This is a genomic window from Streptomyces sp. NPDC091292 (assembly GCF_044757265.1).
In the GTDB taxonomy this organism is placed as follows: Bacteria; Actinomycetota; Actinomycetes; order Streptomycetales; family Streptomycetaceae; genus Streptomyces.
On the sequence record NZ_JBIVUQ010000007.1, the window covers coordinates 14,115 to 39,707 of the forward strand.

23 protein-coding genes and 1 pseudogene are annotated in these 25,593 nt (G+C 70.8%); 15 read left to right on the forward strand and 9 right to left on the reverse strand.

The window, feature by feature from the left end:
- Nucleotides 1-2: 2 nt before the first annotated feature.
- Nucleotides 3-917, reverse strand: a complete 915-nt coding sequence (galU, locus tag ACIQNU_RS20365) for a UTP--glucose-1-phosphate uridylyltransferase GalU (RefSeq protein ID WP_401368126.1) — start codon at nt 915-917, stop codon at nt 3-5.
- A gap of 92 nt (nt 918-1,009) precedes the next feature.
- On the opposite strand from galU, the gene ACIQNU_RS20370 reads away from it, so the two are divergent.
- Both ACIQNU_RS20370 and ACIQNU_RS20375 read left to right on the forward strand, forming a co-directional pair.
- The gene (locus ACIQNU_RS20370; protein ID WP_401368129.1) at nt 1,010-1,672 is read left to right on the forward strand and encodes a 5-formyltetrahydrofolate cyclo-ligase; all 663 of its coding nucleotides are present in this window, start codon (nt 1,010-1,012) and stop codon (nt 1,670-1,672) included.
- Nucleotides 1,673-1,733: 61 nt separating this feature from the next.
- Complete coding sequence (locus ACIQNU_RS20375) at nt 1,734-1,973, forward strand: hypothetical protein (protein ID WP_401368131.1); 240 nt, start codon at nt 1,734-1,736, stop codon at nt 1,971-1,973.
- A gap of 114 nt (nt 1,974-2,087) precedes the next feature.
- Here the strand turns inward: ACIQNU_RS20375 and ACIQNU_RS20380 are convergent, their stop codons facing one another.
- Nucleotides 2,088-4,859, reverse strand: coding sequence for a penicillin acylase family protein (locus ACIQNU_RS20380; protein ID WP_401368133.1), 2,772 nt, complete (start codon nt 4,857-4,859; stop codon nt 2,088-2,090).
- Nucleotides 4,860-5,083: 224 nt separating this feature from the next.
- On the opposite strand from ACIQNU_RS20380, the gene ACIQNU_RS20385 reads away from it, so the two are divergent.
- From ACIQNU_RS20385 to mscL, 6 genes are all read left to right on the forward strand, one after another.
- The gene (locus ACIQNU_RS20385; RefSeq protein ID WP_401368954.1) at nt 5,084-6,586 is read left to right on the forward strand and encodes a potassium/proton antiporter; all 1,503 of its coding nucleotides are present in this window, start codon (nt 5,084-5,086) and stop codon (nt 6,584-6,586) included.
- A 326-nt stretch (nt 6,587-6,912) separates the two neighbouring features.
- Complete coding sequence (locus ACIQNU_RS20390) at nt 6,913-8,193, forward strand: MFS transporter (RefSeq protein WP_401368136.1); 1,281 nt, start codon at nt 6,913-6,915, stop codon at nt 8,191-8,193.
- Nucleotides 8,194-8,260: 67 nt separating this feature from the next.
- Entirely contained in the window at nt 8,261-8,641 is a 381-nt protein-coding gene (locus ACIQNU_RS20395; RefSeq protein WP_401368139.1) for an FmdB family zinc ribbon protein, read from the forward strand.
- A gap of 153 nt (nt 8,642-8,794) precedes the next feature.
- Complete coding sequence (locus tag ACIQNU_RS20400) at nt 8,795-9,652, forward strand: S-methyl-5'-thioadenosine phosphorylase (protein WP_401368142.1); 858 nt, start codon at nt 8,795-8,797, stop codon at nt 9,650-9,652.
- Nucleotides 9,653-10,240: 588 nt separating this feature from the next.
- Nucleotides 10,241-10,606, forward strand: a complete 366-nt coding sequence (locus tag ACIQNU_RS20405) for an RcpC/CpaB family pilus assembly protein (RefSeq protein WP_401368145.1) — start codon at nt 10,241-10,243, stop codon at nt 10,604-10,606.
- 174 nt (nt 10,607-10,780) lie between these two features.
- Nucleotides 10,781-11,263: a large conductance mechanosensitive channel protein MscL gene (gene mscL, locus ACIQNU_RS20410; protein WP_401368957.1), complete on the forward strand. Its 483-nt coding sequence runs from the start codon at nt 10,781-10,783 to the stop codon at nt 11,261-11,263.
- A gap of 13 nt (nt 11,264-11,276) precedes the next feature.
- Here the strand turns inward: mscL and ACIQNU_RS20415 are convergent, their stop codons facing one another.
- Nucleotides 11,277-11,459: a hypothetical protein gene (locus tag ACIQNU_RS20415; RefSeq protein ID WP_401368147.1), complete on the reverse strand. Its 183-nt coding sequence runs from the start codon at nt 11,457-11,459 to the stop codon at nt 11,277-11,279.
- A gap of 98 nt (nt 11,460-11,557) precedes the next feature.
- Between ACIQNU_RS20415 and ACIQNU_RS20420 the strand changes: the two genes are divergently transcribed.
- The 3 genes from ACIQNU_RS20420 to ACIQNU_RS20430 all read left to right on the forward strand — a co-directional run bounded on the left by ACIQNU_RS20420 (nt 11,558) and on the right by ACIQNU_RS20430 (nt 14,571).
- The gene (locus tag ACIQNU_RS20420; RefSeq protein WP_401368149.1) at nt 11,558-12,820 is read left to right on the forward strand and encodes a low temperature requirement protein A; all 1,263 of its coding nucleotides are present in this window, start codon (nt 11,558-11,560) and stop codon (nt 12,818-12,820) included.
- 110 nt (nt 12,821-12,930) lie between these two features.
- Nucleotides 12,931-13,305: a VOC family protein gene (locus ACIQNU_RS20425; RefSeq protein ID WP_401368150.1), complete on the forward strand. Its 375-nt coding sequence runs from the start codon at nt 12,931-12,933 to the stop codon at nt 13,303-13,305.
- A 180-nt stretch (nt 13,306-13,485) separates the two neighbouring features.
- On the forward strand, nt 13,486-14,571 hold the full coding sequence (locus tag ACIQNU_RS20430; protein WP_401368960.1) for a P1 family peptidase: 1,086 nt from the start codon (nt 13,486-13,488) through the stop codon (nt 14,569-14,571).
- An 83-nt stretch (nt 14,572-14,654) separates the two neighbouring features.
- Here the strand turns inward: ACIQNU_RS20430 and ACIQNU_RS20435 are convergent.
- Nucleotides 14,655-14,741, reverse strand: a pseudogene (locus ACIQNU_RS20435) (SAM-dependent methyltransferase); the annotation flags it as partial.
- Between the two features lie 52 nt (nt 14,742-14,793).
- Here ACIQNU_RS20435 and ACIQNU_RS20440 point away from each other — a divergent pair.
- From ACIQNU_RS20440 to ACIQNU_RS20450, 3 genes are all read left to right on the forward strand, one after another.
- The gene (locus tag ACIQNU_RS20440; protein WP_401368152.1) at nt 14,794-15,714 is read left to right on the forward strand and encodes a DUF6891 domain-containing protein; all 921 of its coding nucleotides are present in this window, start codon (nt 14,794-14,796) and stop codon (nt 15,712-15,714) included.
- A 146-nt stretch (nt 15,715-15,860) separates the two neighbouring features.
- Nucleotides 15,861-17,111 (forward strand): Ig-like domain-containing protein, encoded by a 1,251-nt coding sequence (locus ACIQNU_RS20445; protein ID WP_401368962.1) that lies wholly within the window; start codon nt 15,861-15,863, stop codon nt 17,109-17,111.
- A 234-nt stretch (nt 17,112-17,345) separates the two neighbouring features.
- Nucleotides 17,346-18,095, forward strand: a complete 750-nt coding sequence (locus tag ACIQNU_RS20450; RefSeq protein ID WP_401368154.1) for a DUF6227 family protein — start codon at nt 17,346-17,348, stop codon at nt 18,093-18,095.
- Between the two features lie 94 nt (nt 18,096-18,189).
- On the opposite strand, the gene ACIQNU_RS20455 is transcribed toward ACIQNU_RS20450, so the two are convergent.
- The 5 genes from ACIQNU_RS20455 to ACIQNU_RS20475 all read right to left on the reverse strand — a co-directional run bounded on the left by ACIQNU_RS20455 (nt 18,190) and on the right by ACIQNU_RS20475 (nt 24,527).
- Nucleotides 18,190-18,432, reverse strand: coding sequence for a hypothetical protein (locus ACIQNU_RS20455; protein ID WP_401368156.1), 243 nt, complete (start codon nt 18,430-18,432; stop codon nt 18,190-18,192).
- A 149-nt stretch (nt 18,433-18,581) separates the two neighbouring features.
- Entirely contained in the window at nt 18,582-21,074 is a 2,493-nt protein-coding gene (locus ACIQNU_RS20460) for a fructose-specific PTS transporter subunit EIIC (protein ID WP_401368158.1), read from the reverse strand.
- Nucleotides 21,071-22,042, reverse strand: coding sequence for a 1-phosphofructokinase (gene pfkB, locus ACIQNU_RS20465; protein WP_401368964.1), 972 nt, complete (start codon nt 22,040-22,042; stop codon nt 21,071-21,073). Before pfkB ends, ACIQNU_RS20460 begins: the two co-directional genes overlap by 4 nt.
- 50 nt (nt 22,043-22,092) lie before the next feature.
- Nucleotides 22,093-22,854, reverse strand: a complete 762-nt coding sequence (locus tag ACIQNU_RS20470; protein ID WP_401368160.1) for a DeoR/GlpR family DNA-binding transcription regulator — start codon at nt 22,852-22,854, stop codon at nt 22,093-22,095.
- Between the two features lie 134 nt (nt 22,855-22,988).
- Nucleotides 22,989-24,527, reverse strand: coding sequence for an MFS transporter (locus ACIQNU_RS20475; protein ID WP_401368163.1), 1,539 nt, complete (start codon nt 24,525-24,527; stop codon nt 22,989-22,991).
- A 63-nt stretch (nt 24,528-24,590) separates the two neighbouring features.
- Here ACIQNU_RS20475 and ACIQNU_RS20480 point away from each other — a divergent pair, with 63 nt between their 5' ends.
- Nucleotides 24,591-25,574, forward strand: a complete 984-nt coding sequence (locus ACIQNU_RS20480) for a helix-turn-helix transcriptional regulator (RefSeq protein WP_401368165.1) — start codon at nt 24,591-24,593, stop codon at nt 25,572-25,574.
- The last annotated feature ends 19 nt before the right edge of the window (nt 25,575-25,593 follow it).

The following is a 25,593-nucleotide window of genomic DNA, read 5'->3' on the forward strand; positions in this document are numbered from 1 at the left end:
GGCTACATCTCCTCGGTGACGTAACGGCGAAGCCAGGTCCGGAACTCCGGGCCCAGGTCTTCACGTTCGCACGCGAGTCTGACAATGGCACGCAGGTAGTCGCCCCTGTCACCGGTGTCATAGCGGCGGCCCTTGAAGACGACGCCGTGCACCGGGCCGCCCACCTTCTCGTCGGCGGCGAGCTGCTGGAGGGCGTCGGTGAGCTGGATCTCGCCGCCGCGTCCGGGCTCGGTCGTACGCAGTATGTCGAAGACGTGGGGGTCGAGGACATAGCGGCCGATGATGGCGAAGTTGCTGGGGGCGTCCGCCGGGTCGGGCTTCTCGACGAGTCCGGTCACCTTGACGAGGTCGGTGTCGCCCGCGGGTTCGACGGCGGCGCAGCCGTAGAGGTGGATCTGTTCGGGCTCGACCTCCATGAGCGCGATGACGCTGCCGCCGCGCTGTTCCTGGACCTCGACCATGCGCGCGAGGAGCGGGTCGCGGGGGTCGATCAGGTCGTCGCCGAGGAGGACGGCGAAGGGCTCGTGGCCCACGTGCGGCGCCGCGCACAGGACGGCGTGGCCGAGGCCCCTGGGGTCGCCCTGGCGGACGTAGTGCATGGTCGCGAGGTCGCTGGACTCCTGGACCTTGGCGAGCCGCGCCCGGTCGCCCTTCTTGGTGAGGGCGGACTCCAGCTCGTAGTTGCGGTCGAAGTGGTCCTCAAGGGGGCGCTTGTTGCGGCCGGTGACCATGAGGACGTCGTCGAGCCCCGCGGAGACGGCCTCTTCGACCACGTACTGGATCGCCGGCTTGTCGACGACCGGCAGCATTTCCTTGGGCGTGGCCTTGGTGGCGGGCAGGAATCGCGTGCCGAGTCCCGCTGCGGGGATGACAGCCTTGGTGATCCTGGGGGCGATCCTGGGGTGCGACTCAGTCATGCCCGTCACCCTAACCGGTGCCTATGTGTGGAATCTGTGGCTCCGGATAATTGGCTCACATATGAGCGCATTGAGAGGAGTTTGTATCCACCATGGGCCCGACCAGCGGAAACCCGAAGGACAGCGGTCCCGAGTCTGCCAAGCGAATGTTGCGGCGACAGCTCCTCGGGGTGAGAAACGGGTTGACGGAGGATGACGTCCACAAGACATCGCAGGTCCTGGCCACGCGCGCGCGGGAGCTTCCGGAGCTGTCGGGCGCCCGCACGGTCGCCGCGTATGTGTCGGTGGGCGCCGAACCGGGCACCCGTCCGCTCCTCGACGACCTCCACGCGCGCGGGGTGCGCGTTCTGCTGCCGGTCCTGCTGCCGGACGACGACCTGGACTGGGGCGCGTACGACGGGCCGGACTCGCTGGTGCGCGTGGAGCGGGCGGGCCGGCTCACGCTCCTGGAGCCGGGCGGCGCCCGGCTCGGTCCCGACGCGGTCCTGACGGCCGACACGGTGCTGCTGCCGGGGCTCGCCGTGGACGGCCGCGGAATGCGTCTGGGGCGCGGCGGCGGCTCCTACGACCGGGTCCTGGCCCGCCTGGAGCGGGCGGGCGCGGATCCCGCGCGCGTGGTGCTCCTGTACGACTCGGAGATCGTCGCGCGGGTGCCCGACGCGGCGCACGACCGGCCGGTGCACGCGGTGGTGACCCCTTCGGGGGTACGGCGGTTCGGGCGCGGCGCGGCGGACGGGCCCGTTCAGCGGGGTTGACGGGCCCGCCCGGACGGATGAGTTCGCGTGCCCCCGGGGCCCCGTACGCGGTTGGCCGGGCATGACTCACACGATCCGTACGTTCTCCACCGCCGCCGCGCTCGCCGTGGGCGCGCTGCTCTCCACCGGTGCCGCTCCCGCTCTGGCCGACGGGCTCGCGAGCGCGGGACCCGTCTCGTCGGACGGCCTTGCCACCGCCGCCAGGGGCGGTCTGGAGGTCGTCAGGACCTGCGGCCTGCCGACCGTCTCGGAGCCCGCGTCCGTCGTCCAGAACTGCACCAGCGGCTCGCTCTCCCGGTAGCACCACGCAACTCTCCGCCGGACACACCCGGAAAGGCCCCGCACGCGCGCGTGCGGGGCCTTTTCACGAACAGGACACGCGAGGGCGTGCCGACAGGGACGGCGGGGACGGCGCTCAGGGCTGCAGGACGAGCGTGTCCTGCGTGGTCCCGTCGACGGCCTTCTCGGTGTACGACCAGTCGAGGAGTTCGCCGTTGACCCACTTGTCCGTCTGGTCGGTGTAGTGCGCGTTGTACGCGTGCCCGGAGGCGCCGGTCAGGTTGATCCACTTGGACTTGTCGAGGTCGGCGAGGTTGACGACCATCCGCATCGACGGCACCCAGATCACCTGGTAGCCGCCGGCCGCGTTCCAGCCGGTGGCGTCGACCGCCGCCTCGCCGCCGCCCAGGTTCCACGGGCCGCGGTTGAGCGCGTACTTGAGGAAGCCGGGGCCTTCGGTGCCGAGGGTCTGGTTCTTCAGGGTCAGCCGGTGCAGGCGGCCCCAGCTCCAGGTGTCGATGTCCTTGCCGAGCTTGGCGGTCAGCTCCCAGCGGGCGTCCTCCATGGCCCGCGCGAAGAGCTGGTCACGCGTCTTCGTCTCGGGGTCGGTACGGGTCGCCGGCGCCTTCCACCAGTCGTTGTTCTCGTCATTGAGGATCTTGCGCACGATCTCGTACCAGCGGTCGCCGCCGTCGGGCTGCGCCGAGTCCGCGGCCCGTTCACCGCACTCGCGCACCCGCCGGTCCTCGTCCGCGGGCCCGGTGTTGTCGGCGGGTTCGACGCTCAGGCACTGCCCCTCGACGCGCAGTTCCTTGGGCAGCTTGTTACCAAAGGCGAGCTTGAGAATGTTGCGCCACACGGCGTTGAAGTACGCGGCGGCGGCCGAGTCCGAGGTCTGGGTGTAGTTCCAGCCCTCCAGGAGCTTCTGCGCCTCCCGTACGTGCGGGTCGGACACGTCGATCTTGAGCAGCTTGGGCGTCAGCAGCTCGGCGATCTCGCTGCTGTTGTCCGTCTGCATCTGCCGCATGTCCTCGGTGGAGATCTTGCCGCCGCCCTTGAGCTTCGACTCGATGAGATCGGTGATCCGCTGACTGCGCGCGCCGTAACCCCAGTCCGTGGTGAGCGTGTAGGGGTACTTGTCCTTGTCGACGACGGCCTGGTTGGCGGTCACGATGTAGCCGCGCTTCGGGTTGTACTCGTAGGGCAGCTCGGACTGGTCGATGAAACCGGTCCACTGGTACTTGGCGTCCCAGCCGGGCGCGGGCAGCGAGCCGTCGTGGCCCTTCGCGCGCGTGGGGATCTTTCCGGGCGCCTGGTAGCCGATGTTGCCCTCGACGTCGGCGTAGGTGAGGTTCTGCGAGGGCACCTCGAAGTGGGTGGCGGCCTTGCGGAACTCCGTCCAGTTCTTCGCCCTGTTGATCTCGAAAACGGCGTCCATGGAGCGGCCGGGATCCAGGGCGGTCCAGCGCAGGGCCACTCCGTAGCCGTCGCCGCGGTCGGGGGCGACGCTGGTGACGCCGGCCTTCTTGCCGACCTTGACGAGTTCACTGTCGCGGTCGGAGAGCAGGGGGCCGTTGTTGGTCTCGCGGACGGTGATCGTCTTGCTGCTGCCCCCGGCGACCTTGATGACCTCCTTGCGGGTCTTGAACGGCAGCACCTTGCCGTCGAACTGGTAGCCGTTCCCGGTGAACTTCTCCAGGTACAGGTCGGTGACGTCGGCGCCCAGGTTCGTCATGCCCCAGGTGATGTCCTGGTTGTGGCCGATGATCACGCCGGGCATGCCGGAGAACGTGAAGCCGGACACGTCGTACTGGCAGCTGTCGGTGACGTCACGGCAGTGCAGGCCCATCTGGTACCACAGCGACGGGAGCTGAGGCGCGAGGTGCGGGTCGTTGGCGAGGAGCGGCTTGCCGGTGATGGTGTGGGCGCCGGAGACGACCCACGAGTTGGAGCCGATGCCGTTGCCGCTGGGGCCGAACACCGACGGGATCGCGTCGAGGGCATCGGAGAGGCCCGCAAGCTGGCTCTGGAAGCCCGCAGCGGCGTCCGTGGCGCCCGTGAGGCCGTCGCCCGTCGTTCCGTCGCCCGACTGCGTCCCGGTGGCGCCCTGGGGCTCGTACGACTTCGTGACGGAGTCGTAGGCACCCTCCTGCACGATCGGCTTGTTCCGGTCGTACGGGTACTCGGGGTACAGGTCCTCGATCTGCGACGGGCCGAGGCGGCTGGTCAGCAGGGAGCGGTCGATCTCGTCCTGCATGTTGCCGCGCAGGTCCCACGCCATCGCCTTGAGCCACGCGACGGAGTCGACCGGGGACCACTCCTGCGGCGCGTAGTCGTTGGTGAAGCCGAGGGCCGCGTACTCGACGGAGATGTCGGCGGCGTCCTTGCCCGCGAGATAAGCGTTGACACCCTTGGCGTACGCCTGGAGGTACTTCTTCGTGTCCGACGAGAGCTTGCTGTCGTACTCCTCCTGCGCGACCCGCTGCCAGCCCAGCGTGCGCAGGAACTCGTCCGTCTTGACCTGGCTCTTGCCGAACATCTCGGACAGCCGCCCGGACGTCGTGTGCCGGCGGACGTCCATCTCCCAGAAGCGATCCTGTGCCTGCACATAGCCCTGCGCCATGAACAGGTCCTCGTCCGACGAGGCATAGATCTGCGGAATGCCGTTCCCGTCCCGCTTCACGTCGACGGGACCGGCCAGCCCGTCGAGCTTGATCGAACCCTTGGTCTGCGGGAAGGAGGACCGCACGGTGCTGATGCTCCAGTACGCGCCGTACCCCACACCGACCACGATGGCCAGAGCCAGGACGATCACGAACAGACGGGCTCTGCGCCCCTTCTTCCTGCCGTTCTTCCTGCCGGACGTGGCGGGCTGCTGGCCGGAGGAGGCGGTGGTGTTGGCGGGCATCGCTGTCCTTGCTGTCCTTCGCGAGCGGCAGGGCGGTCTGAGCGGGAGGCGCGATCACGGGAGCGCTGGAGCAACCATAGGCGCAGGGCTTGTGGGAGCCGGACGCGGAGTAAGGAAAGCAAGGGGCCAGTTCCGTACGGACGTTCGGACGCGTCAAGAAAGCGTTAACGATTAGGTAAGGTAACGAAGTAATATCTGATGCGCGCGCAGGAAGGATTCGGCTCCTGACTGTCCACCACCTCAACCAGCTTCTGCTCATCTGCTCGCTCGTGCTGCTCATCGCAGTGGCGGCGGTTCGTATCTCGTCCCGCAGCGGGCTCCCGAGCCTGCTCGTCTACCTCGGCATCGGCGTTGCCATGGGCCAGGACGGCATCGGCAACCTGTCCTTCAACAACGCCGAGTTGACCCAGGTGATCGGCTACGCCGCCCTGGTGGTGATCCTGGCCGAAGGCGGCCTGGGCACCAAGTGGAAGGAGATCAAACCCGCCCTGCCCGCAGCCGCCGCACTGTCGACGGTCGGCGTCGCGGTGAGCGTCGGCATCACGGCGGCAGGCGCGCACTACCTGGTCGGGCTGGAGTGGCGGCAGGCACTCATCATCGGCGCGGTGGTGTCGTCGACGGACGCCGCGGCCGTCTTCTCCGTGCTGCGCAAAGTGCCACTGCCCGCGCGCGTGACGGGTGTTCTGGAGGCCGAGTCCGGGTTCAACGACGCCCCTGTCGTCATCCTGGTGGTCGCCTTCTCGACCGCGGGCCCCATCGAGCACTGGTACGTCCTCGTCGGCGAGATCGCCCTGGAGCTGGCGATCGGTGCGGCGATCGGCCTCGCCGTCGGCTGGCTCGGCGCCTACGGACTGCGGCACGTCGCCCTGCCCGCGTCCGGCCTCTACCCGATCGCCGTGATGGCCATCGCCGTGACCGCGTACGCGGCCGGTGCGCTCGTCCACGGCAGCGGCTTCCTCGCCGTCTATCTCGCCGCGATGGTCCTCGGCAACGCCAAACTGCCGCACTGGCCCGCCACCCGAGGCTTCGCGGAGGGCCTCGGCTGGATCGCGCAGATCGGCATGTTCGTCCTGCTCGGCCTGCTCGTCACCCCGCACGACCTCCTGGACGACGCGCTGCCCGCGCTGATCATCGGGCTGGTCCTGACGGCGGTGGCACGGCCCCTGGAAGTCGTGATCAGTCTGTTGCCGTTCCGGGTGCCCTGGCCCGAGAAGATCCTCATGTCCTGGGCCGGACTGCGCGGCGCCGTCCCCATCATCCTGGCGACGATCCCCATGGTGAACGGCGTCCCGGACAGCCGCCGCATCTTCAACATCGTCTTCGTCCTGGTCGTCGTCTACACCCTGATCCAGGGCCCCACACTGCCCTGGCTGGCCCGGAAACTGCGCCTCGGCGACGCCACGGAGGCCGCCGACCTCGGCATCGAGTCGGCGCCCCTGGAGCGGCTGCGCGGCCACCTTTTGTCGGTGGCCATCCCCAAGGGATCACGGATGCACGGCGTGGAGGTCGGCGAACTGCGGCTGCCCCCGGGCGCCGCCGTCACCCTGGTCGTCCGCGACGGCAAGTCCTTCGTACCGGCGCCCTCGACGGTGCTGCGCCGCGGCGACGAACTCCTCGTCGTCGCGACCGATCCGGTACGGGACGCGGCCGAGGCGCGGCTGCGGGCCGTGGGGCACGGGGGCAAGCTCGCCGGGTGGCTCGGGTCGGGGTCGTCGGCGAGCCGCTGACAGCGGGGCCCGGGTCCGGGCGCCCCCTGTCCGCGTGCCGTGATTCCGGGCGCCGCGATTTCGGGTGCCGCGGGTGCCCTGGTCCCAGGGATCGCAGGTGATGAGCACCTCACCTCACCGAAGCGCAGGTGAGGTCGCTCATCCCCCTGTACGATGCAGGCACACCCTGATCGAACCAACTCTGCCTGACGCAGAGCTGGCGCTACCGTATGGCGGCCGTGGTGCCCGGCACGGGGCCCGGTATCTACCGCAGTTCCGCGCAAGAGGACAGCTCTCGGCACCCCCGCACCCCGGGCGCGCCACCAGGCGGCAGAAAGGCACGGGCCGTGGCATCCACGGTCACCACGAAGCCGTCCCGCCCCGGCTACGGGCAACTGCTGCGCACCCGCGGCGCCTGGACGTTCCTGCTCCCCGGCTTCGCCGCACGCCAGCCCTTCGCGATGCTCACCATCTCGATCGTCCTGCTGGTCCAGCACACCACCGGGTCGTACGGGGCGGCCGGCGCCGTGTCCGCCGTCACGGGCGTCTCCATGGCACTGTTCGCGCCCCTCACCGGGAAGTACGCCGACCGATTCGGGCAGCGCGCGGTCCTGCTCCCCGGTGTCCTCGTGCACACCGCGTCCGTCCTCGCCCTGACCGCGCTGGCACTCTCCGACGCCCCCCTGTGGGCGCTGTTCGCAGCCGCTGTACCCACCGGCGCCTCGGTCCCCCAGATCGGGCCCATGGTGCGCGCCCGCTGGGGCGTCAAGCTCCAGGGTTCGCCCCTGAAGACGACCGCCGCCGCCTTCGAGTCCGTCACCGACGAGTTCACCTTCGTCCTGGGACCCCTGTTCGCGACCGCCCTGTGCACCACCGTCGACCCGGCGGCCGGACTCGTGACCGAGGCCGCACTGACCCTCGTGGGCGGTCTCCTGTTCGCCGCCCAGAAGGCCACCCAGCCACGGCCCACGCGGGCGGACGGCGACGGCCACGCACGCGTGGAGCACGTTTCCGCACTGCGGGTACCCGGCGTAAGGGTCCTCATCGTGACGTTCCTCGGCATCGGGGCGGTCTTCGGCGGCATGCAGGTCTCGCTCGCCGCGTTCACCGAGTCGATGGGCGAGCCCGGCCTGACCGGCGTCCTGTACGGCGTCTTCGCGGCCGGCAACATGCTCTCCGGCATCGCGTGCGGCGCCATCGCCTGGAAGGCCGCCCCGCAGCGCCGCCTCGTCCTCTCGTACGCCGCCCTCACCCTGACCGCCTCAGGGCTGTGGGCCGCCCAGACGCCCGTCCTGCTCGCCGGGGTCGGCCTCCTCGTCGGCATGTGCATCGCACCCGCGCTGATCACCGGCTACACCCTCGTCGAACGGCTCGTCCCGCAGGGCGGCCGTACCGAGGCGTTCACCTGGCTGACCGGCGCGGTCGCCCTCGGCCAGGCCACCGCCGTCACGGTCGCCGGGCAACTGGAGGACCGCGCGTGGGACGGCGCCGGATTCCTCGTCCCCCTCGGCGGCACGGCGCTCGCCCTGGTGACCCTCCTGGCCCTGCGGTCACGGCTCACCCCGCCGCCCACGTCACGCACCGTCGCGCGTGGCATCGGTCACCGCGCGCCGGTGGCGGTGGACTGATCCCGAGGAATACGTCACTATGGATCGTCGTTAGCACTCATCGAGTGAGAGTGCCAGGAGGAAGCAAGTGCCGACGTACCAGTACCAGTGCACCGAGTGCGGCGAGGGCCTCGAAGCGGTCCAGAAGTTCACCGATGACGCCCTGACGCAGTGCCCGAGCTGCGAGGGACGCCTCAAGAAGGTGTTCTCCGCGGTCGGCATCGTCTTCAAGGGCTCCGGCTTCTACCGCAACGACAGCCGCGGGTCGTCGTCGAGCAGCGCACCGGCGTCCAAGACGGCGGCCGGATCCTCCGGCGGCTCGGGATCGGGCTCCGGGTCGGGCTGCTCCTCATCGGACTCCTCGTCGACGTCTTCTTCGTCTTCGTCGTCGTCCTCCTCTTCTTCCTCGTCTTCGTCGTCCTCCTCGTCGTCGGGCTCGTCCGGCAAGAGCAGTTCGTCGGCCGCGTAGGTACCTGGCGCGCAGAGGCACATACGCGCGCAGGCGCGTAGGCGGGCCACCAGATCCTGGCTCAGGAGACCCTGCCGTTTTCCCGACGGCGGGGTCTTCGGCGTTCCCGGGCCACGCCACGGCGGACGCACCAGCCCGGCTACTGTGCTGGTCATGGCGAATACGACGAACGCGCCCCGGGCGAAGGCCGAGATCGGTGTCATCGGCGGCTCGGGCTTCTACTCCTTCCTCGACAATGTGACCGAGGTCCAGGTCGACACCCCCTACGGAGCGCCGAGCGACTCCCTGTTCCTCGGTGAGATCGCCGGCCGCCGGGTCGCCTTCCTCCCCCGCCACGGCCGCGGGCACCACCTGCCGCCGCACCGCATCAACTACCGCGCCAACCTGTGGGCCCTGCGCTCCGTCGGCGCGCGCCAGATCCTCGGCCCGTGTGCGGTGGGCGGGCTGCGACCCGAGTACGGACCCGGCACCCTGCTCGTCCCCGACCAGCTCGTGGACCGTACGAAGGCGCGCGCGCAGACGTACTTCGACGGGTTCCCGCTGCCCGACGGCACGGTGCCCCATGTCGTCCACATGACCTTCGCCGACCCGTACTGCCCCGTCGGACGCCGGGTCGCCGTCAAGGCCGCCCGGGGACGCGACTGGGAGCCGGTGGACGGCGGCACCCTCGTCGTGGTCGAAGGGCCCCGCTTCTCGACCCGCGCCGAGTCGAAGTGGCATGCCGCGCAGGGCTGGTCGGTGGTCGGGATGACGGGCCACCCGGAGGCCGTACTCGCCCGTGAACTGGAGCTGTGCTACACGTCGTTGACCCTGGTCACCGACCTCGACGCGGGCGCCGAGACCGGCGAGGGCGTCTCCCACGAAGAGGTCCTGAAGGTCTTCGCTTCCAACGTGGACCGGCTGCGGTCGGTGCTGTTCGACGCGGTGGCGGAGCTGCCGGAGAGTGGGGAGCGGGACTGTTTGTGTGCGGGGGCGCTCGGGGGCATGGATACGGGGATCGAGCTGCCGTGAGGTGAGGTGGGCACTGCCCCGACTTGGCGGAACTTGGCGGAACTTCCCCTTCGGGTGAGGGAGTTGTCCACAATTCGGCGGTGGTCCACAGGGCTCAGCGGGGTTCGGCGGGAAGCCTCAAGGTGGGAGGACACAGCGGCTCCTCACCGACGGCGGTGGTCTCCCATGACACAGTTCCCGGCCGAATTCCCGGCCCCGTTCCCTGCTCCCTTCCCGACCTCTTCCCCTTCCCCTTCCCCGGCGACCTTGTCCCCGGCGCCCCTCCTGGCGCCTTGCTCCCCGGCTGCGGCGTCCGGCTCGGTTCCCTTCCCGGCCCCGTCCCTCTCGTCGCGGGGCGAGGCTCCACCGACCTGCGAAGTCCCGCCCTTTCCTCCCCTGCGGGTGCGCGGCCGGCGGTTCGCACCGCGATGGCTGCTGCGGCACCGGCGGCGGGCCATGGCCGCGGTCCTCGCGGCGACGGCGGTGGCGCTGATCACCACGAGGTCCGGGGAGCCACCGGGACCGGAGCCGGGGTCCGCGGCGGGTCCTGGCGCGGATTCGGGACCGGGGGCGCCTGAGACGGCACGTGCGCAGGCGCGGGGGCAGACGGTGGCGGCGCACGAAGAGGGCGGACGCGCCCCCGAGTTGGTCGGCGCGCCGGTGCGGATCGCCGATGCGGCGACCGTGCGGTTACTGCGGCCGGGCGACCGGATCGACGTGGTCGCGGCGGCGGGCGGTGTGGACAGCACCGACAGCACGGACGGTGCGGCGACCGACGGCGGGGCAGCCCGGGTGGTGGCGTCGGGGGTACGGGTCATGGAGGTGCCCGAGCCTTTCGACGGCACGGGACCCGCGGAGACGGGCGGGATCGCCACGGAGGGCGGGGCGTTGGTGGTCCTGGCCGTGCCCAGGGCGACGGCCACGCGGCTGGCGGGTGCCGGCGCAACTTCGCGACTGGTGGTGACTCTGTGTTGATGCCCGGGACCCAAGATGTCACCGCGTCACACTCGGCACACTCCGGCCGCGACGTCAGCGATTCACTGTCAAGTCGCTCGATCGCGGGACGCGATTGGACAGGGCCGCCACGCCCTGTCGTAGGTTGCGGAGCTGATTACTCCACAACCTGTACATGTGAAGAAGGGCCTCGTGGTGAGCGAGAAGAAGAAGCCGAGCGTATGGGAGGGCTTCAAGGCTTTCCTCATGCGAGGGAATGTCGTCGATCTGGCCGTCGCGGTGGTCATCGGCGCCGCCTTCACCAACATCGTGAACTCGGTGGTGAAGGGCGTGATCAACCCGCTCGTGGGAGCCTTCGGAACGAAGGATCTGGACCACTACACCTCGTGTCTCAAGCCACCGTGCGCAGTGGCCAAGGACGGCACGGTCACCAGCGGTATCCCGATCATGTGGGGCTCGGTCCTGAGCGCCACCCTGACCTTCCTGATCACAGCGGCCGTCGTGTACTTCCTGATGGTCCTGCCGATGTCGAAGTACCTGGCGCGCCAGGCCGACCGGAAGGCGGCCAAGGAGGGCGCGCAGGAGGTCATCGAGGTGTCGGAGCTGGAGGTCCTCAAGGAGATCCGCGACGCCCTGGTGGCGCAGCGCGGCCCGAACCCCGGTCCCGACCGGGGGTAGCCGGCCGCCGGGCTCAGATGTGGTGGGGCGGCTTCTCGTCGAGGAAACGGGCGAGGTCGGCGGCGCTGTCGCCGGTCCCGGCGGGCCGCTCGCCCCATCCACGGTCCGTGTCGTCGGACGACTGCCGCGCCAGCGGATCGTCGAAGACCAGCGCGTCCTTCGGATCGCGCGGCTCGGATGCGGGTGCGGTGCTCATGCCTCCAGGGTACGCAGCGGCGACGCACGGCGGCCCGGCCGCCCGACACATCCCCGTGGCGACCCTGGTACGGCGGGCGCTTCTGCTGTGCTGGAGGCATGACCCCCACGCCTTCACCCGCGCCCGGTCCGGGCGACCCCGCCCGCCCCACCGCCACCGCCGGGTCTGCCGGGCCGCCCGGTGGGGCCGGGCGCCCGATCCGTCCGCTGGTCGCCCGCGGGCGCGAGGAGGGGCACCGGGTCGCCTCGCCGCTGGAGCTGTTCTTCGACCTCTGCTTCGTCGTGGCGGTGGCACAGGCGGGCGTGGAGCTGGTGCACTCCATCGCGGAACACCACGCGGGGACGGGCCTTCTCAACTACGCGATGGTCTTCTTCGCGATCTACTGGGCCTGGGTCAACTTCAGCTGGTTCGCCTCGGCGTACGACAACGACGACGTGCTGTACCGGGTCGTCACACTGATCCAGATCGCCGGAGTGCTGGTCCTCGCCGCAGGCATCTCGAAGGCGTTCGAGCACGACTTCTTCGTCCTCTGGCTCGGCTATCTGATCATGCGGCTGGCGCTGGTAAGCCAGTGGCTGCGCGTGGCGGCGTCGTGCTCGGGGGCCGAACGCCGGATGGCCCTGCGATATGCGGGCGGGGTGTCGCTGTGCCAGGTCGGATGGCTGTCGCTGCTGTTCCTGCCGGAGGCGGGCCGGGGCTGGGCGTTCCTGGTGATGGCGCTCGTGGAGATCTCCGTACCGGCGTTCGCGGAGAGGAACTACGCGACTGCGTGGCACCCGCACCACATCTCGGAGCGGTACGGACTGTTCACGATCATCGTCCTGGGCGAGTCGGTCGCGGCGGCCACGGTGGCCGTGAAGTCGGCGGTGGTCGAACACGACGCCCTCGGCGAGCTGCTACCGCTCGCGGTCGGCGGACTGCTGATCGTGTTCGCCGCCTGGTGGATCTACTTCGTGGTACCGATCCACGGCCGGCTGCGCGGCAACCGGCAGGCGTTCCTCTGGGGATACGGGCACTATCTGATCCTCGGTGCCGCGGCGGCGATCGGTGCGGGGGTCGAGGTGGCCGTGGAACAGACGGTGGGCGCGGCGCACATCTCGCAGCTCGCGGCGGCGGCCTCGGTGACGATTCCGACGGCGTTGTACCTGCTGATGGTGTGGGCGTTGCACGCGCGGTACTTCAAGGTGGGGATCGCACAGCAACTGGTGCTGCCGGTGTCGACGTTGGCGGTGCTCGCGTGCACGTTCGCCGGACGGTGGGCGGCCCTGGCGGCCGGCCTGGTCCTGACGGCGACGATCGCGGTGGGCGTCACCCTCACGGCACGGATGACCGCTCGGCGGCCCGCGCCCCGCCCCGCATGACGCGGACCCGGACCTCGCAGAGACACGGCAGCCGCCGTCGCCCGATGAGATTCACCGTTCGCAGGAGTCTCCATGGCAAAGCAGTCGCATCGGATCGGAAAGGTCATGTGATGGGACAACCGGTTGTGCATTTCGAGATCATCGGAGGCGACCCGGCGAAACTCCGCGACTACTACGGCGAGCTGTTCGGATGGGAGTACGCCGTGGGCGACACGGCCAGCGAAGCCGTCTCCGCGCCCGGGAACTACGGATTCGTGGACGGGAACACCACCGGCGGCATCAACGGCGGGGTCGGCGGCGGCGAAGGCTACGCGGGCCGTGTCCTGTTCTACGTCGGCGTCGACAACGTGGAAGCCGCCCTGCAGAAGGCGGAGAGCCTCGGCGGAAAACGCCGGATGGGCCCCGAGGGCACCCCCGGAACCCTCGTGGTCGGCCAGTTCACCGACCCGGAGGGACATCTGATCGGCGTGGCGGGTCCGGAGTAGGTCTCGACGAGTAGGGAGATTCCGCGGCGAGCGCGTCAATGCCGGTACGGCACCGCACGTGATACGCACATTGCCATGACGGATCACGCACAGGACCACACGAGCCACGACGCGAACGACCACACCGAGGACGGCACCAAGGACCGTGCGGCTCCCCCGGTCGCCGCACTGGTCGACGCGCTGACGGACGTCATCGGCCTGCGCGTCGGGCACGCCACCCTCACCGGAGGCGGTCATCTCACCGGTACGACGGTGGTGCTGGCGCCGGAGGGCGGGGTGACGGCGGCGGTCGACGTACGGGGTGGCGGCCCCGGCACCAAGGAGACGGACGCGCTCGACCCGCGGAACCTGGTCCAGAAGGTCGAGGCGGTCGTCCTCACCGGGGGCAGCGCGTACGGGCTCGACGCGGCGACGGGGGTGATGGCCTGGCTGGAGGAGCAGCGGCGGGGAGTCCGGGTGGGCGTCGATCCGGCTCATGTCGTTCCGGTGGTACCGGCCGCGTGCGTCTTCGACCTGGGGCGCGGCGGCGACTTCCGGGCCAGGCCGGACGCGTCGACGGGCCGGACGGCCGTGGAAGCGGCGGCGGCCACCGCGCTCGGGGCGCCGGTGGCGACCGGCACCGTGGGTGCGGGCACGGGCAGCGTGGTCGGCCGGCTCAGGGGCGGCGTCGGCACGGCAAGCGTCCGTCTCGCGTCGGGCATCACGGTGGCGGCCCTGGTCGTCGCGAACGCCGCGGGTTCGGCGGTGGATCCGGAGACGGGCGTGCTGTACGGCGAGTACTTCGAAGGGCGGGTGAGTTACCCGGAGGAGGGGGTGCGCGAGGCTGCGCTGGCGCGGCTGGAAGGGCTGGCCGAGACGGAAGCCCTGACAGCGGGCGGGGGCGGGGCGGGGATGGGGAGGGGTGGGGAGGGGGGAGGGGGAGGGGCCCCCTCCCCCTTGGACACCCCCTTGAACACCACCCTCGCCGTAGTGGCCACCGACGCCGATCTCACCCGGGCCCAGGCCCAGAAGCTGGCCGGTACCGCGCATGACGGGATCGCCCGTGCCGTGCGGCCGGTGCATCTGCTGAACGACGGGGACACGGTGTTCGCGTTGGCGACGGGGGCGGTGCCGTTGGCGCAGGGGGATCCGCTCGCGCTCAACGAGATCCTGGCGGCGGGCGCGGACATGGTGACGCGGTCGATCGTGCGGGCGGTGCGGGCGGGGGAATCGGTGGCGGGACCGGGCGGGGTGTTTCCGTCGTACGGGGAGCTGTACGGGGCGTGAGGAGAGGCGGGGGACTGCCAGGCGGCCCTTCACGGGCGAACGGTCACCTGGGTTGGCTCCCTTGGAAGCGTTCCCCGTTGCGTGGCCAGGTCCAGGGCGTCCATCGAACCGATCTCGAAGCGCAGGTCCGGGTAGGTCTCGCGGGCGAGGGCGATCATCACCGGTGACACGGCCGGTTGGCGTTCGGGGGTCGGTGTCAGTGGGGTGTGTCAGGGTTTGGGGATGTTGGAGATTGTGGTGGGGACCGAGCTTGGGCAGCGGTATGTGCGGGTGGGTGTTGAGGAGTTGGGTGGGCTGGTGCGGCGTATTGGTGGGGAGGGGGATCGGTTTTTGGTGGTTCAGCGGATACCTGATCTGCCTGATGTCTTCGCACAGGTGTGGCATGAGGCGGGTGGGGACTACACGTTGGAGCGTCGTGACGGGGCCGCCGACCGGCATTTCGAGGCGACGGTCGACGGTCCCGAGGCCGTGGTCGCTGTGCTGACCGGCTGGGCGCGGCAGGAGTCCGGTGGGGGTGGCGGGGGTCCGGTGTGGGAGTTGCTGGATTTGGGGCCCTTTCCCGAGGTGCCGCCGCTCGATCTCGGTGCGGGTGAGCGGGAGGAGTTGGAGGGGCGGGTCCGTGAGGTGCTGGTCGGGGGCTATGCGTCGCGGGCCGAGCTGGCGGAGGTCGCCGAGGAGTATCTGGTCACGGCGGGGCGTCGTCCGGTGTCGCGTGGTCAGGCGGTGGTGTTGGCCGACCGGTTGTGGGAGGAGCGGGTGGCGGAGCAGGCGGGTTGGCGGGGTGAGACCGATCCGGAGCGGGTCACTCGCGCGTTCGCCGCTCTGCGGGAGGCCGGTGTCACCGCTCGGGAGAATTTCGCCTGTTGCCGTAGTTGCGGCGATGCGGAGATCGGGGGCGAGGGCGGGCCTGGCGCTCGTGGCTTTGTCTATTTCCACTCGCAGTGTGTGGACTCCGCCGCGCGCGGGCAGGGGCTGACGCTGCTCTACGGGGGTTTCGACGGGTCGGACGAGACCACCGCCGCCATCGGTGAGGAGGTCGTGGCTGCCTTCGGAGCGGTCGGTCTGCGCGCCGAGTGGGACCGCGATCCCGGTCGGGCCATCACCGTCACGCCGCTGGAGTGGCGCCGCCGGCTGATCGGCTGAGGCCTGGCTCGGGGGCGGCACGTCACGGTTCAGAACCGGAAGGAACGGCTCCAGGTTGCGGGGGCTCTCTGTTCACGCCTGGGTGCACCGCCGGGGCAGATCTGAGCAGAGACGACTTCCTGGAGCAGCACGTGACAACGGTGGACATGGTCGCGCAGCAGAACGGACCGCACCGGCCGTCCCGGCGGCGGGCGACGCGGCGGGCGCTGGTGGCGACGGCGGCGTTCGCGGTGGGTGCGCTCGCCCTGTCGGCGTGCGGGGGCAGCGCCAAGGCGGACAACAAGGGCGGCAAGGGGGATGACAAGGGCGGCCCTGACACGTCGACGGCGGCGATCACGATCTCGGCGAAGGACGGTTCGACGGGGGCGTCGATCAACGCGACCGGGGTGAAGGTCAAGGACGGCCGGCTGACCGAGGTGACGATGACGGAGTCCGCTTCGGGGAAGGCCGTGGCGGGGGCGATCTCGGCGGACGGTTCGGGGTGGAAGCCGAAGGAGCAGTTGGAGCGCGGGACGAAGTACCGGATATCGGCGACGGCGAAGGATGCCGAGGGGCGTACGTCGGCGGCGAACTCCATCTTCACGACGGTGTCGAACGACAACAGCTTCATCGGGACGTACGCGCCGGACGGTGGGACGACGGTGGGGGTGGGGATGCCGGTGTCGTTCACGTTCGACAAGGCGATCACCGCGCGGAAGGACGTGCAGAAGAGCATCACGGTGACGTCGAGCAGTGGCCAGCAGGTGGTGGGGCACTGGTTCGGGGCGCAGCGGTTGGACTTCCGGCCCGAGGAGTACTGGAAGGCCGGGTCGAAGGTGACGATGCGGATCGCCCTGGACGGTGTCGAGGGGGCGAACGGTGTCTTCGGGGTGCAGGACAAGACGGTGACGTTCACGATCGGCCGGTCGCAGGTGTCGACGGTGGATGCGGCGACGCAGACGATGACGGTCGTCCGGGACGGGCAGACGGTGAAGACGATCCCGATCTCGGCGGGCAGCCCGCAGAACACCACGTACAACGGGCAGATGGTGATCTCGGAGAAGTTCAAGCAGACGCGGATGAACGGGTCGACGGTCGGGTTCGGCGGGGAGTACGACATTCCGGATGTGCCGCACGCGATGCGGTTGTCGTCGTCGGGGACGTTCATCCACGGCAACTACTGGTACCCGAGGGGGAATCCGCCGTTCGGACGGGCGGGTACGAGCCACGGGTGTGTGGGGCTTGCGGATGTGCAGGGCGCGCAGGGGGACACACCGGCGAAGTGGTTCTACGACAACTCCCTGATCGGGGACGTCGTGACGGTCAAGAACTCGCCGGACAAGACCATCGCGCCGGACAACGGGCTCAACGGCTGGAACCTCTCGTGGAGCGACTGGCAGGCGGGCAGCGCCGTGTGAGGTGCCACTGAGATGTGAGGTGCCACGGAGAAGGGTGCCCCAGGGGCTGTCGGACGGGTGTAAGGAATCGCACAAACACCACCCGTCACACGGCAGTTGACCTGGTGGAGGCGAGGGCCGCGCGGGAACCTTCCGCGCGGCCCGTACGTTTTTCTGGAACCCGGGCATGATGTCCGGCCAAGGGGCTACGGTATGCACCCACGAAGTGACATGCAGCGAACACGGGGAGGTGCCTTGAGCGTTCCGTACGAGACAGCGCACGAGCCACCCGAGTCGTCCGAGTCTCCAGAAGAGCACTTGGACCGGCTCCTCGGGCGTGCTCTGAACTCCTTCGAACTGCCGGACGAGACGATACGGCTCCTCGACTGCGCCCTGGCGCACGACAGTTCGCTGCACTCCGCGCACCACAGCGCGGGCCTGCACCGTGAGACGTACCGGCACACCTGGCTGCTCGCCGACGGCAGCGCGGTGACGCTGTGGGAGCTGGTGCACAACACGGGCCCGGACATCCCGGAGCGGCTGCTGCACGAGGTGTACACGGACGAGGACGAGCTGCGGGTCGCGACGTCGCGGCTGCCGTTGCCGGCCGAGACGCCGGACTTCGAGCTGCCGCCGGCGGTGCAGTTGCCGCCGGTGCCGCGTCCCCGGCACGCGTACACGCCGGACGATTCGGCGGATCACGCGCGCAGACTGCTGCGGCGCGCGGAGAACGCGGACGGGCCGGGCCCGGAGACGGCGCTGCTGTTGAGCGGGGCGTGCGCGCATCAGATCACGCAGGCGTTCGGGCGGCCGTTGCCGAGCGGGGAGAGCAATATCGGCTTCTCGCTGTACGAGCACGCGTTTCTGCTCGGCGACGGCAGCGAGGTCAGCCTGTGGGAGGTCGAGCACACGGCGACGCCGGACGGGCGCCACATGTGCGAGGTCTACGGGAGTGAGGGCGCGGCTCGTGAGGCGATGGGGCGGCGGGCTTCCCGGGCGCAGTAGGCGGTGCGCGGGGCGACCGTGAGCGGGCGGTGGTGCCAGTGGTGATGCCGGTGTCGATGCCGGTATCGGTGACGGTGCCGGTGCCGGTGTCCGCTCAGTGGCCCTTGCTGAACTGGCGTACCAGACCGGCGAAGGCGTCGCGTTCGTGCGGGGAGAGTTCCACGCACTCCACGAGCGGGGGCGACTGGCGGGGCAGGGCGCGCAGGGACCGGGGGTCGGTCATCAGGGCGGCGTGGTCGCGGCGCAGCATCCTGGCCAGACCGGCGACCCAGAGGACGGACGCCAGGACGAGGGCGGCCACGCCCAGCTGCTGGACGATCGACAGGTGCTCGGACATGCGGCCCAGTAGACCCCATGCCGGGGCATGTCCGACAGGGCCGAAGCGGACTTAAGCCCCTCAAGTGACGTATCTCGCACAGCGACCCGGGTCGCCTCACGGTGACCCGGGTCTCGCTCGCCGCGCGCGCGTCGCGGGTGTCGCGGGTGTCAGGCGACCGCCGGCTCCTTGGCCGACTGGGCGGCGACAGAGGTGTCGGCGGCCTCCGCGCCCTCCGTCGCGGCCCCGGCGCCGGGAGTGCTGCCCGGGGTGGTCTTCCGGGCGCCCTTCAGCGCCACGACCAGTGCGGTCGACACGCACACCCCGGCCGCGATCGCGACCAGGTAGAGGAGAGGCTGGCCGATGAGGGGGACCACGAAGATGCCGCCGTGCGGGGCGCGCAGGGTGCAGCCGAAGGCCATGGACAGGGCGCCGGTGACCGCGCCGCCCGCCATCGCGCTGGGGATGACGCGCAGCGGGTCGGCCGCCGCGAAGGGGATGGCGCCCTCGGTGATGAAGGAGGCGCCGAGGAACCATGCGGCCTTGCCGTTCTCGCGTTCGGCGCGGGTGAAGAGCCGGCCGCGTACGGTCGTCGCGAGCGCCATGGCCAGCGGCGGGACCATGCCGGCGGCCATCACGGCGGCCATGACCTTGAGGGAGCCGTCGGTGGGGTTGGCGAGGCCGCCGACCGCGAAGGCATATGCCACTTTGTTGAGGGGGCCGCCGAGGTCGAAACACATCATCAGGCCGAGGATGACGCCGAGGATGATCGCGTTGGCTCCGCTGAGGCCCTCCAGCCAGTCGGTGAGGGCGCTCTGGAGCGAGGCCAGGGGTTTGCCGACGACCAGGAACATCAGGAAGCCGACGATCGCCGACGACACGAGGGGGATCACGACCACCGGCATGATCCCGCGCAGCGGTGCGGGGATGCGGAACCGTTGGATTCCGAGGACCACTCCGCCCGCGATCAGGCCCGCGGCGAGGCCGCCGAGGAAGCCGGCGTTGATGGTGACGGCGACCGAGCCGCCGACGAAGCCGGGGACGAGGCCGGGGCGGTCGGCCATGCCGTAGGCGATGTAGCCGGCGAGTACGGGGATGAGGAAGCTGAAGGCCAGGCCGCCGACCTGGAACATCAGGGCGGCCCAACTGGTGTGGTCGGTCCAGGCGAAGTGTTCGGCGACGGACGGCGCCTTGTTGATCTCGTAGCCGCCGATCGCGAAGCCGAGGGCGATGAGGAGGCCTCCGGCGGCTACGAAGGGGACCATGTAGCTGACGCCCGACATCAGCCATTTGCGGAGCTTTGTGCCGTATCCGTCGGTGGTTTCGCCTGCGGAGTCCACCGGGGTGGTGGGGGCCGTGGCCGTCGTGTCGCCTCGGGCGGCCTTCTCGCGGGCCTCCGCGATGAGGGCGGCGGGGCGGTTGATGCCGGCCTTGACGCCGACGTCGATGGTGGGTTTGCCCGCGAAGCGGGACTTTTCTCTTACGGGGACGTCGTGGGCGAAGATCACGGCGTCTGCGGCGGCGATGGTTTCTGCGGGGATGCGGGTGAAGCCGGCGGAGCCCTGGGGTTCCACGACCAGGTCGATGTTGGCCTCGCGGCCTGCGGATTCGAGGGCTTCCGCGGCCATGTAGGTGTGGGCGATTCCGGTGGGGCAGGAGGTTACGGCGACTATGCGGAAGCGGGGTGCTGGGGTGGGCGGTGCTTGGGTGCCGTTGTCTTCCGGGTCCCCGGCACTTGGGGCTGTGCCCACCCTCCCCCAGTCTCGGCTTCGCTCGACCGGGGGGACCCCCATCGCCCCAGCGGAACAGCTGCCCACAGCAGGGTCGGGGTGCGTGTCGGCTGCGGCAGCAGCGGGGTCGGCGGGAGCGGCGGCAGCGGCGGTGGCAGCAGGTTCGGCTGGGGCGGCGGCAGCAGAAGCAGCGGGGTCGGCGGGGGCGGCGGCAGCAGACGCAGCGGCAGCAGGGGCACCCGGAACCGCGGCAACAGCAGGCTCAGCGGAAGCGGCGCCAGCCGGAGCACCCGGAACCCCGGCGGCAGCAGGCTCAGCGGACGCACCAGGAACAGCCGCAGCAGCGGTGGCAGCGGGGTCAGCCGGAGCGGCGACCGCAGCAGGTTCTGCCGGAACAGCGGCGGAGGGGGCGGCCTCCGCAGCGCGGGTGGCCGGAGCAGCCCCCTCAGCAGGGGTCCCGGATGCGGGCGCCGCAGGCTTCGTGGGGGTTTCGCCTCGGATCAGTGCCGCTGCCGTTCCCGGGTTCGTCGCCCCGCGTAGGGACGTCTTGAACTCGGTGTTCATCAAGTGGCGGGCCAGGGACGACAGGATTGTCAGGTGGGTGTCGTCGGCTCCTGACGGGGCCGCTATCAGGAAGATCAGGTCGGCCGGGCCGTCCGGGGCGCCGAAGTCGATGCCCCGGGCGCTGCGGCCGAAGGCGAGGGTCGGCTCGGTGACGTAGGCGCTGCGGCAGTGCGGGATGCCGATGCCGCCGTCGAGGCCGGTCGGCATCTGGGCCTCGCGGGCCGCGACATCGGCGAGGAAACCCTCCAGGTCGGTCACCCGGCCCAGGGCCACCATCCGCTCGGCGAGGGCGCGGGCCGCCGCCTCCTTGGTGTCGGCGGACAGGTCGAGTTCGAGATCGACCAGGTCCGCGGTGATCAGGTCGCTCATCGCGGGCTCCTTTGCGCAGCGGTCATAACGGTTGTGGTCAGTACGCGGTCCAGCGGTACGTCCGCCGTGACGGTCACCGCGTCGGGTGCGAGGTCGGACGGGGCGGGCATGGCGCTGCCGGGCAGGCGTACGGCGGCGGCGCCGTGGGCGACGGCGGAGGCGAGGGCGCCCGGTCCCGTGCCGCCCGCGATCAGGAAACCGGCGAGCGAGGAGTCCCCGGCGCCCACATCGCTGCGTACGGCGTCGACGGGGGCGCTGCCGAAGTACGTACCGCTGTCGTCCACGAGGAGCTGCCCGTCGGCGCCGAGGCTGGCGAGGACGGCGCGGGCGCCGAGCGCGCGCAGCTCGTCGGCGGCCTTGACGGCGTCGCCGACGGTGGCGAGGGGGCGGCCGACGGCCTCGGCGAGTTCTTCGGCGTTCGGTTTGACGACGTCGGGGCGTTCGCGCAGCGCGGCGAGGAGCGCGGGGCCCGAGGTGTCGAGGGCGATACGGGCGCCGGCGGCGTGGGCGCGGGCCACGAGCGCGGCGTACCAGGAGGGGGCGAGGCCGCGCGGGAGGCTGCCGCAGCAGGCGATCCAGTCGGCGCCCGCGGACTGTCCGCCGACGGCGGTGAGCAGCGCCTCGGCCTCGGCGGCGGTGAGTTCGGGCCCGGGGGCGTTGATCTTCGTGAGGGTGCCGTCGGGTTCGGCGAGGGAGATGTTGGACCGGGTCTGTCCGGCCACGGCGACCGGCGCCACCTCGATGCCCTGGGCGTCGAGGAGTTCGGCGACGAGGGCGCCGGGCGCGCCGCCCAGGGGCAGGACGGCGACCGTGCGGCGGCCGGCGGCGGCGACCGCGCGGGAGACGTTGACGCCCTTGCCGCCGGGGTCCATGCGGTCGGTGGTGGCGCGGACAACCTCACCTCGGTCCAGGGACGGCACCTCGTAGGTGCGGTCCAGGGACGGGTTGGGCGTGACGGTGAGGATCATGCGGGTACCGGTGTCGCTTCCGTGGGGGGTCGTACGGGGGCCGTGGGGGGTCATGCGCGGACCACCTCGGGTCCGGTGCGTTCGATGGCGGCGGCGTCGTCGGCGCCGAGGCCGCTGTCGGTGACGAGGACGTCGATGTCCGTGAGGTCGCCGAAGCGGGCGAAGTGCTCCTGACCGTACTTGGCGGAGTCGGCGAGCAGCACGACGCGGCGGGCGGCGGCGACGGCGGCGCGTTTCACGGCGGCCTCGGCGAGGTCGGGGGTGGTCAGTCCGTACGCGGGTGAGAAGCCGTTCGCGGCGAGGAAGAGGACGTCGGCGCGGATCTCGGCGTACGCGCGCAGGGCCCAGGCGTCGACGGCGGCGCGCGTACGGTGCCGTACCCGGCCGCCGACCAGGTGGAGCTGGACGCCGGGGTGGTCGGCGAGGCGGGCGGCGATGGGCAGGGCGTGGGTGACGACGGTGAGTGTCGACTCCAGGGGCAGTTCGGCGGCGAGGCGGGCGACGGTGCTGCCTGCGTCGAGGATGACGGTGCCGTCGGTGGGGAGTTCGGCGAGGGCGGCGCGGGCGATGCGGTCCTTCTCGTCGGCGGCGGTGCCTTCGCGTTCGGCGAGGTCGGGTTCGAAGTCGAGGCGGCCGGAAGGGATGGCGCCGCCGTGCACGCGGCGGACGAGGCCCGCGCGGTCCAGGGCCTTCAGGTCGCGGCGGATGGTCTCGGCGGTGACCTGGAAGGTGTCGGCGAGCGACAGGACGTCGACCCGGCCGCCGTCGCGGGCGAGCCGCAGGATCTCCTGCTGACGCTCCGGCGCGTACATGTCCGAGTACCTCCGCTTCATGTCTGACCATGCCCGAGTGTGTGGTTTCCGTCGGATGTTACGGCGACGTTCGAGGAAAGTAAACACATTCAGGCACGGGGCAGACATGAACGGAAGTACTCAAGCATGGCGGCTCAGGGAACCAGCACCTTCTCGCGCTCGGGAGCCGTCGATCCCGGAACCTCCGGCCCCGGTCCCGGCACCTCCGCCGCCTCCGCGCCCCGCGCCCCCGAAGCCGTCCGGGGCAGCAGGAACATCACCAGGAAGATCGCCACGAGCACCCCGGCCACCCACCACAGCGCGTGCTGGAACCCGTTCACGAACTCCGCCCCGATCGCCCCCGGCGCCACCCTCTCGTCGATGACGCCGAAGAAGACGACGGACACCAGGCCGAGCCCGAGCGCGTTGCCCATCTGCTGGACCGTGTTGATCAGGCCGGACGCCGACCCGGCGTGCTCCTTCGGTACGTCGGACAGCACCGCGTCCGTCAGCGGCGCGACGATCAGACCCATGCCGACGCCCATGACCACGAGCGGAAGCGCCATCTGCCAGGACGTGATCGCGGCGCCGTACCGCTCGGACTCCCAGATGTAGGTGAGGACGCCGGCCGCCATGGTGAGGGCGCCCGCCTGGAGGACCTTGCGGCCGAAGCGCGGGACGAGTTTCTGCACGGACAGACCGGCCGCGACCGACACGGCGATCGAGAACGGCACCCCGGTGAGCCCGGCGCGCAGGATGCTCCAGCCGAGGCCGACCTGCATGTAGAGGGTCCAGACCAGGAAGAAGATGCCGAGGGCGATACCGAAGACGGTCTGTACGGCGATACCGGCGGCGAAGCTCTTCACCCGGAACAGGGACAGTTCCAGGAGCGGCGACCCGTCCTTGCGCGCCTTGGCCCGCTCGTACGCGATGAGGGCGCCGAAGACGGGAAGCGCGCCCGCCATCGACACGAAACCCCAGACCGGCCAGTCCAGTTCGCGGCCCCGGGTGAGCGGATAGAGCAGCATCAGCAGGCCGAGGGTGACCAGGGCGACGCCCACCAGGTCAAGTTTGAGGGCGCGCGGCGCGCGGGACTCGGAGATGAACCGGCGGCCGAGGATCAGTCCGGCGATGCCCACCGGCAGGTTGATGAGGAAGATCGGCCGCCACTCCAGGCCGAACAGGTTCCACTCGGTGAGCAGGGCGCCGAGAAGGGGTCCGGAGACGGCGCCGAGTCCGACGATCGCGCCGAACAGACCGAAGACCTTGCCGCGTTCGTGCGCGGGGAAGGTGGCGTGCACGATCGACAGGACCTGCGGCACCATCAGGGCGGCCATCGCGCCCTGGAGGATGCGGGAGGCGACGAGCATCTCGGGGTTGGCGGCGAAGCCGCAGAGCGCGGACGCGAGGGTGAAGCCGCCTATGCCGATGAGGAAGATCCGCTTGCGGCCGTGGATGTCGCCGAGGCGGCCTCCGGTGATCAGGCCGGCCGCGAAGGCGAGCGCGTATCCCGCGGTGATCCACTGGATCTGGCTGAAGGTGGCGCCCTCGTCGCGCTGGATGGACGGGATGGCGATGTTCACGATCGTGACATCGACCAGGTCCATGAAGGCCGCCGTCATGACGATGGCCAGCGCGAACCAGCGGCGCCGGTCGGGTGTCCCAGGTGCGACCTGAGGTGTCGGTGAGGTCATGAGGAAGACTCTAGGAGCCCATTAGGTCAGATCCTGACCGCTGTGTACGGCACTCTGTGAGGCATGACGACGGACACTCCGGCCCGGCTCCTCCACCTCCTCTCCCTGCTCCAGACCCCCCGCGAATGGCCGGGCGGCGAGCTGGCCGGGCGGCTCGGGGTCTCGCGCCGCACGCTGCGCCGGGACATCGACCGGCTGCGTGAGCTGGGCTATCCGGTACGGGCGACACGCGGCGCGGACGGCGGGTACCGGCTGGTCGCGGGCAAGGCAATGCCGCCGCTCGTCCTGGACGACGAGGAGGCGGTGGCCATCGCGGTGGGGCTGCGCGCGGGCGCCGGGCACGCGGTGGAGGGCGTGGAGGAGGCGTCCGTACGGGCGCTCGCGAAGCTGGAACAGGTGTTGCCGGCGCGGCTGCGCCACCGGGTGTCGACCTTGCAGGCCGCGACGGTGCCGTTGACCTCCGGGGACGGGGCGCTGGTGGCGCCCGAGACGCTGACCGTGATGGCGTCGGCGGTGGCGGGCACGGAGCGGCTGCGGTTCGCGTACCGGGCGGCGGACGGCACGGAGTCCCGGCGGCTGACGGAGCCGTACCAGTTGGTGTCGACCGGCCGCCGCTGGTACCTCGTGGCGTACGACCTCGGCCGCGAGGACTGGCGGATCTTCCGCGTCGACCGGGTGACCGAGCCGTTCGCGACCGGGGCGCGGTTCGATTCGCGGGAGATGCCGGAGGGGAGTGCGGCCGAGTTCCTGCGGCGGTCGATGTACGGCCGGGGGCGGGAGGCGTACGACCTGGTGGTGGTGTTCGCGGCGCCCGCCGACGTGGTGGGCCGGAAGCTCGGGTCGTTCCTCGGCACCCCGGAACCACTGACGGAGACGTCCTGCCGGCTGCGCGCCACGACCGACGCGCCGCTGAACTGGCTGGCCTTCCGGCTGGCCGACCTGGGCCACCCCTTCACGGTGGAGGAGCCGCGGCAGTTGGCCACCGCGATGCGGACGCTGGCCGAACGGCTCACCGGGGCGACGGCACCATCCGCCGGCCATCCATAGACGCCACGGCCCGGCGGGC

Coding starts and splice junctions, on each gene's coding strand:
- galU (WP_401368126.1), bottom strand. CDS start 917: ATGACTGAGTCGCACCCCAGGATCGCCCCCAGGATCACCAAGGCTGTC.
- ACIQNU_RS20370 (WP_401368129.1), top strand. CDS start 1,010: ATGGGCCCGACCAGCGGAAACCCGAAGGACAGCGGTCCCGAGTCTGCC.
- ACIQNU_RS20375 (WP_401368131.1), top strand. CDS start 1,734: ATGACTCACACGATCCGTACGTTCTCCACCGCCGCCGCGCTCGCCGTG.
- ACIQNU_RS20380 (WP_401368133.1), bottom strand. CDS start 4,859: ATGCCCGCCAACACCACCGCCTCCTCCGGCCAGCAGCCCGCCACGTCC.
- ACIQNU_RS20400 (WP_401368142.1), top strand. CDS start 8,795: ATGGCGAATACGACGAACGCGCCCCGGGCGAAGGCCGAGATCGGTGTC.
- ACIQNU_RS20415 (WP_401368147.1), bottom strand. CDS start 11,459: ATGAGCACCGCACCCGCATCCGAGCCGCGCGATCCGAAGGACGCGCTG.
- ACIQNU_RS20420 (WP_401368149.1), top strand. CDS start 11,558: ATGACCCCCACGCCTTCACCCGCGCCCGGTCCGGGCGACCCCGCCCGC.
- ACIQNU_RS20425 (WP_401368150.1), top strand. CDS start 12,931: ATGGGACAACCGGTTGTGCATTTCGAGATCATCGGAGGCGACCCGGCG.
- ACIQNU_RS20440 (WP_401368152.1), top strand. CDS start 14,794: ATGTTGGAGATTGTGGTGGGGACCGAGCTTGGGCAGCGGTATGTGCGG.
- ACIQNU_RS20445 (WP_401368962.1), top strand. CDS start 15,861: ATGGTCGCGCAGCAGAACGGACCGCACCGGCCGTCCCGGCGGCGGGCG.
- ACIQNU_RS20455 (WP_401368156.1), bottom strand. CDS start 18,432: ATGTCCGAGCACCTGTCGATCGTCCAGCAGCTGGGCGTGGCCGCCCTC.
- ACIQNU_RS20460 (WP_401368158.1), bottom strand. CDS start 21,074: ATGAGCGACCTGATCACCGCGGACCTGGTCGATCTCGAACTCGACCTG.
- pfkB (WP_401368964.1), bottom strand. CDS start 22,042: ATGATCCTCACCGTCACGCCCAACCCGTCCCTGGACCGCACCTACGAG.
- ACIQNU_RS20470 (WP_401368160.1), bottom strand. CDS start 22,854: ATGTACGCGCCGGAGCGTCAGCAGGAGATCCTGCGGCTCGCCCGCGAC.
- ACIQNU_RS20475 (WP_401368163.1), bottom strand. CDS start 24,527: ATGACCTCACCGACACCTCAGGTCGCACCTGGGACACCCGACCGGCGC.
- ACIQNU_RS20480 (WP_401368165.1), top strand. CDS start 24,591: ATGACGACGGACACTCCGGCCCGGCTCCTCCACCTCCTCTCCCTGCTC.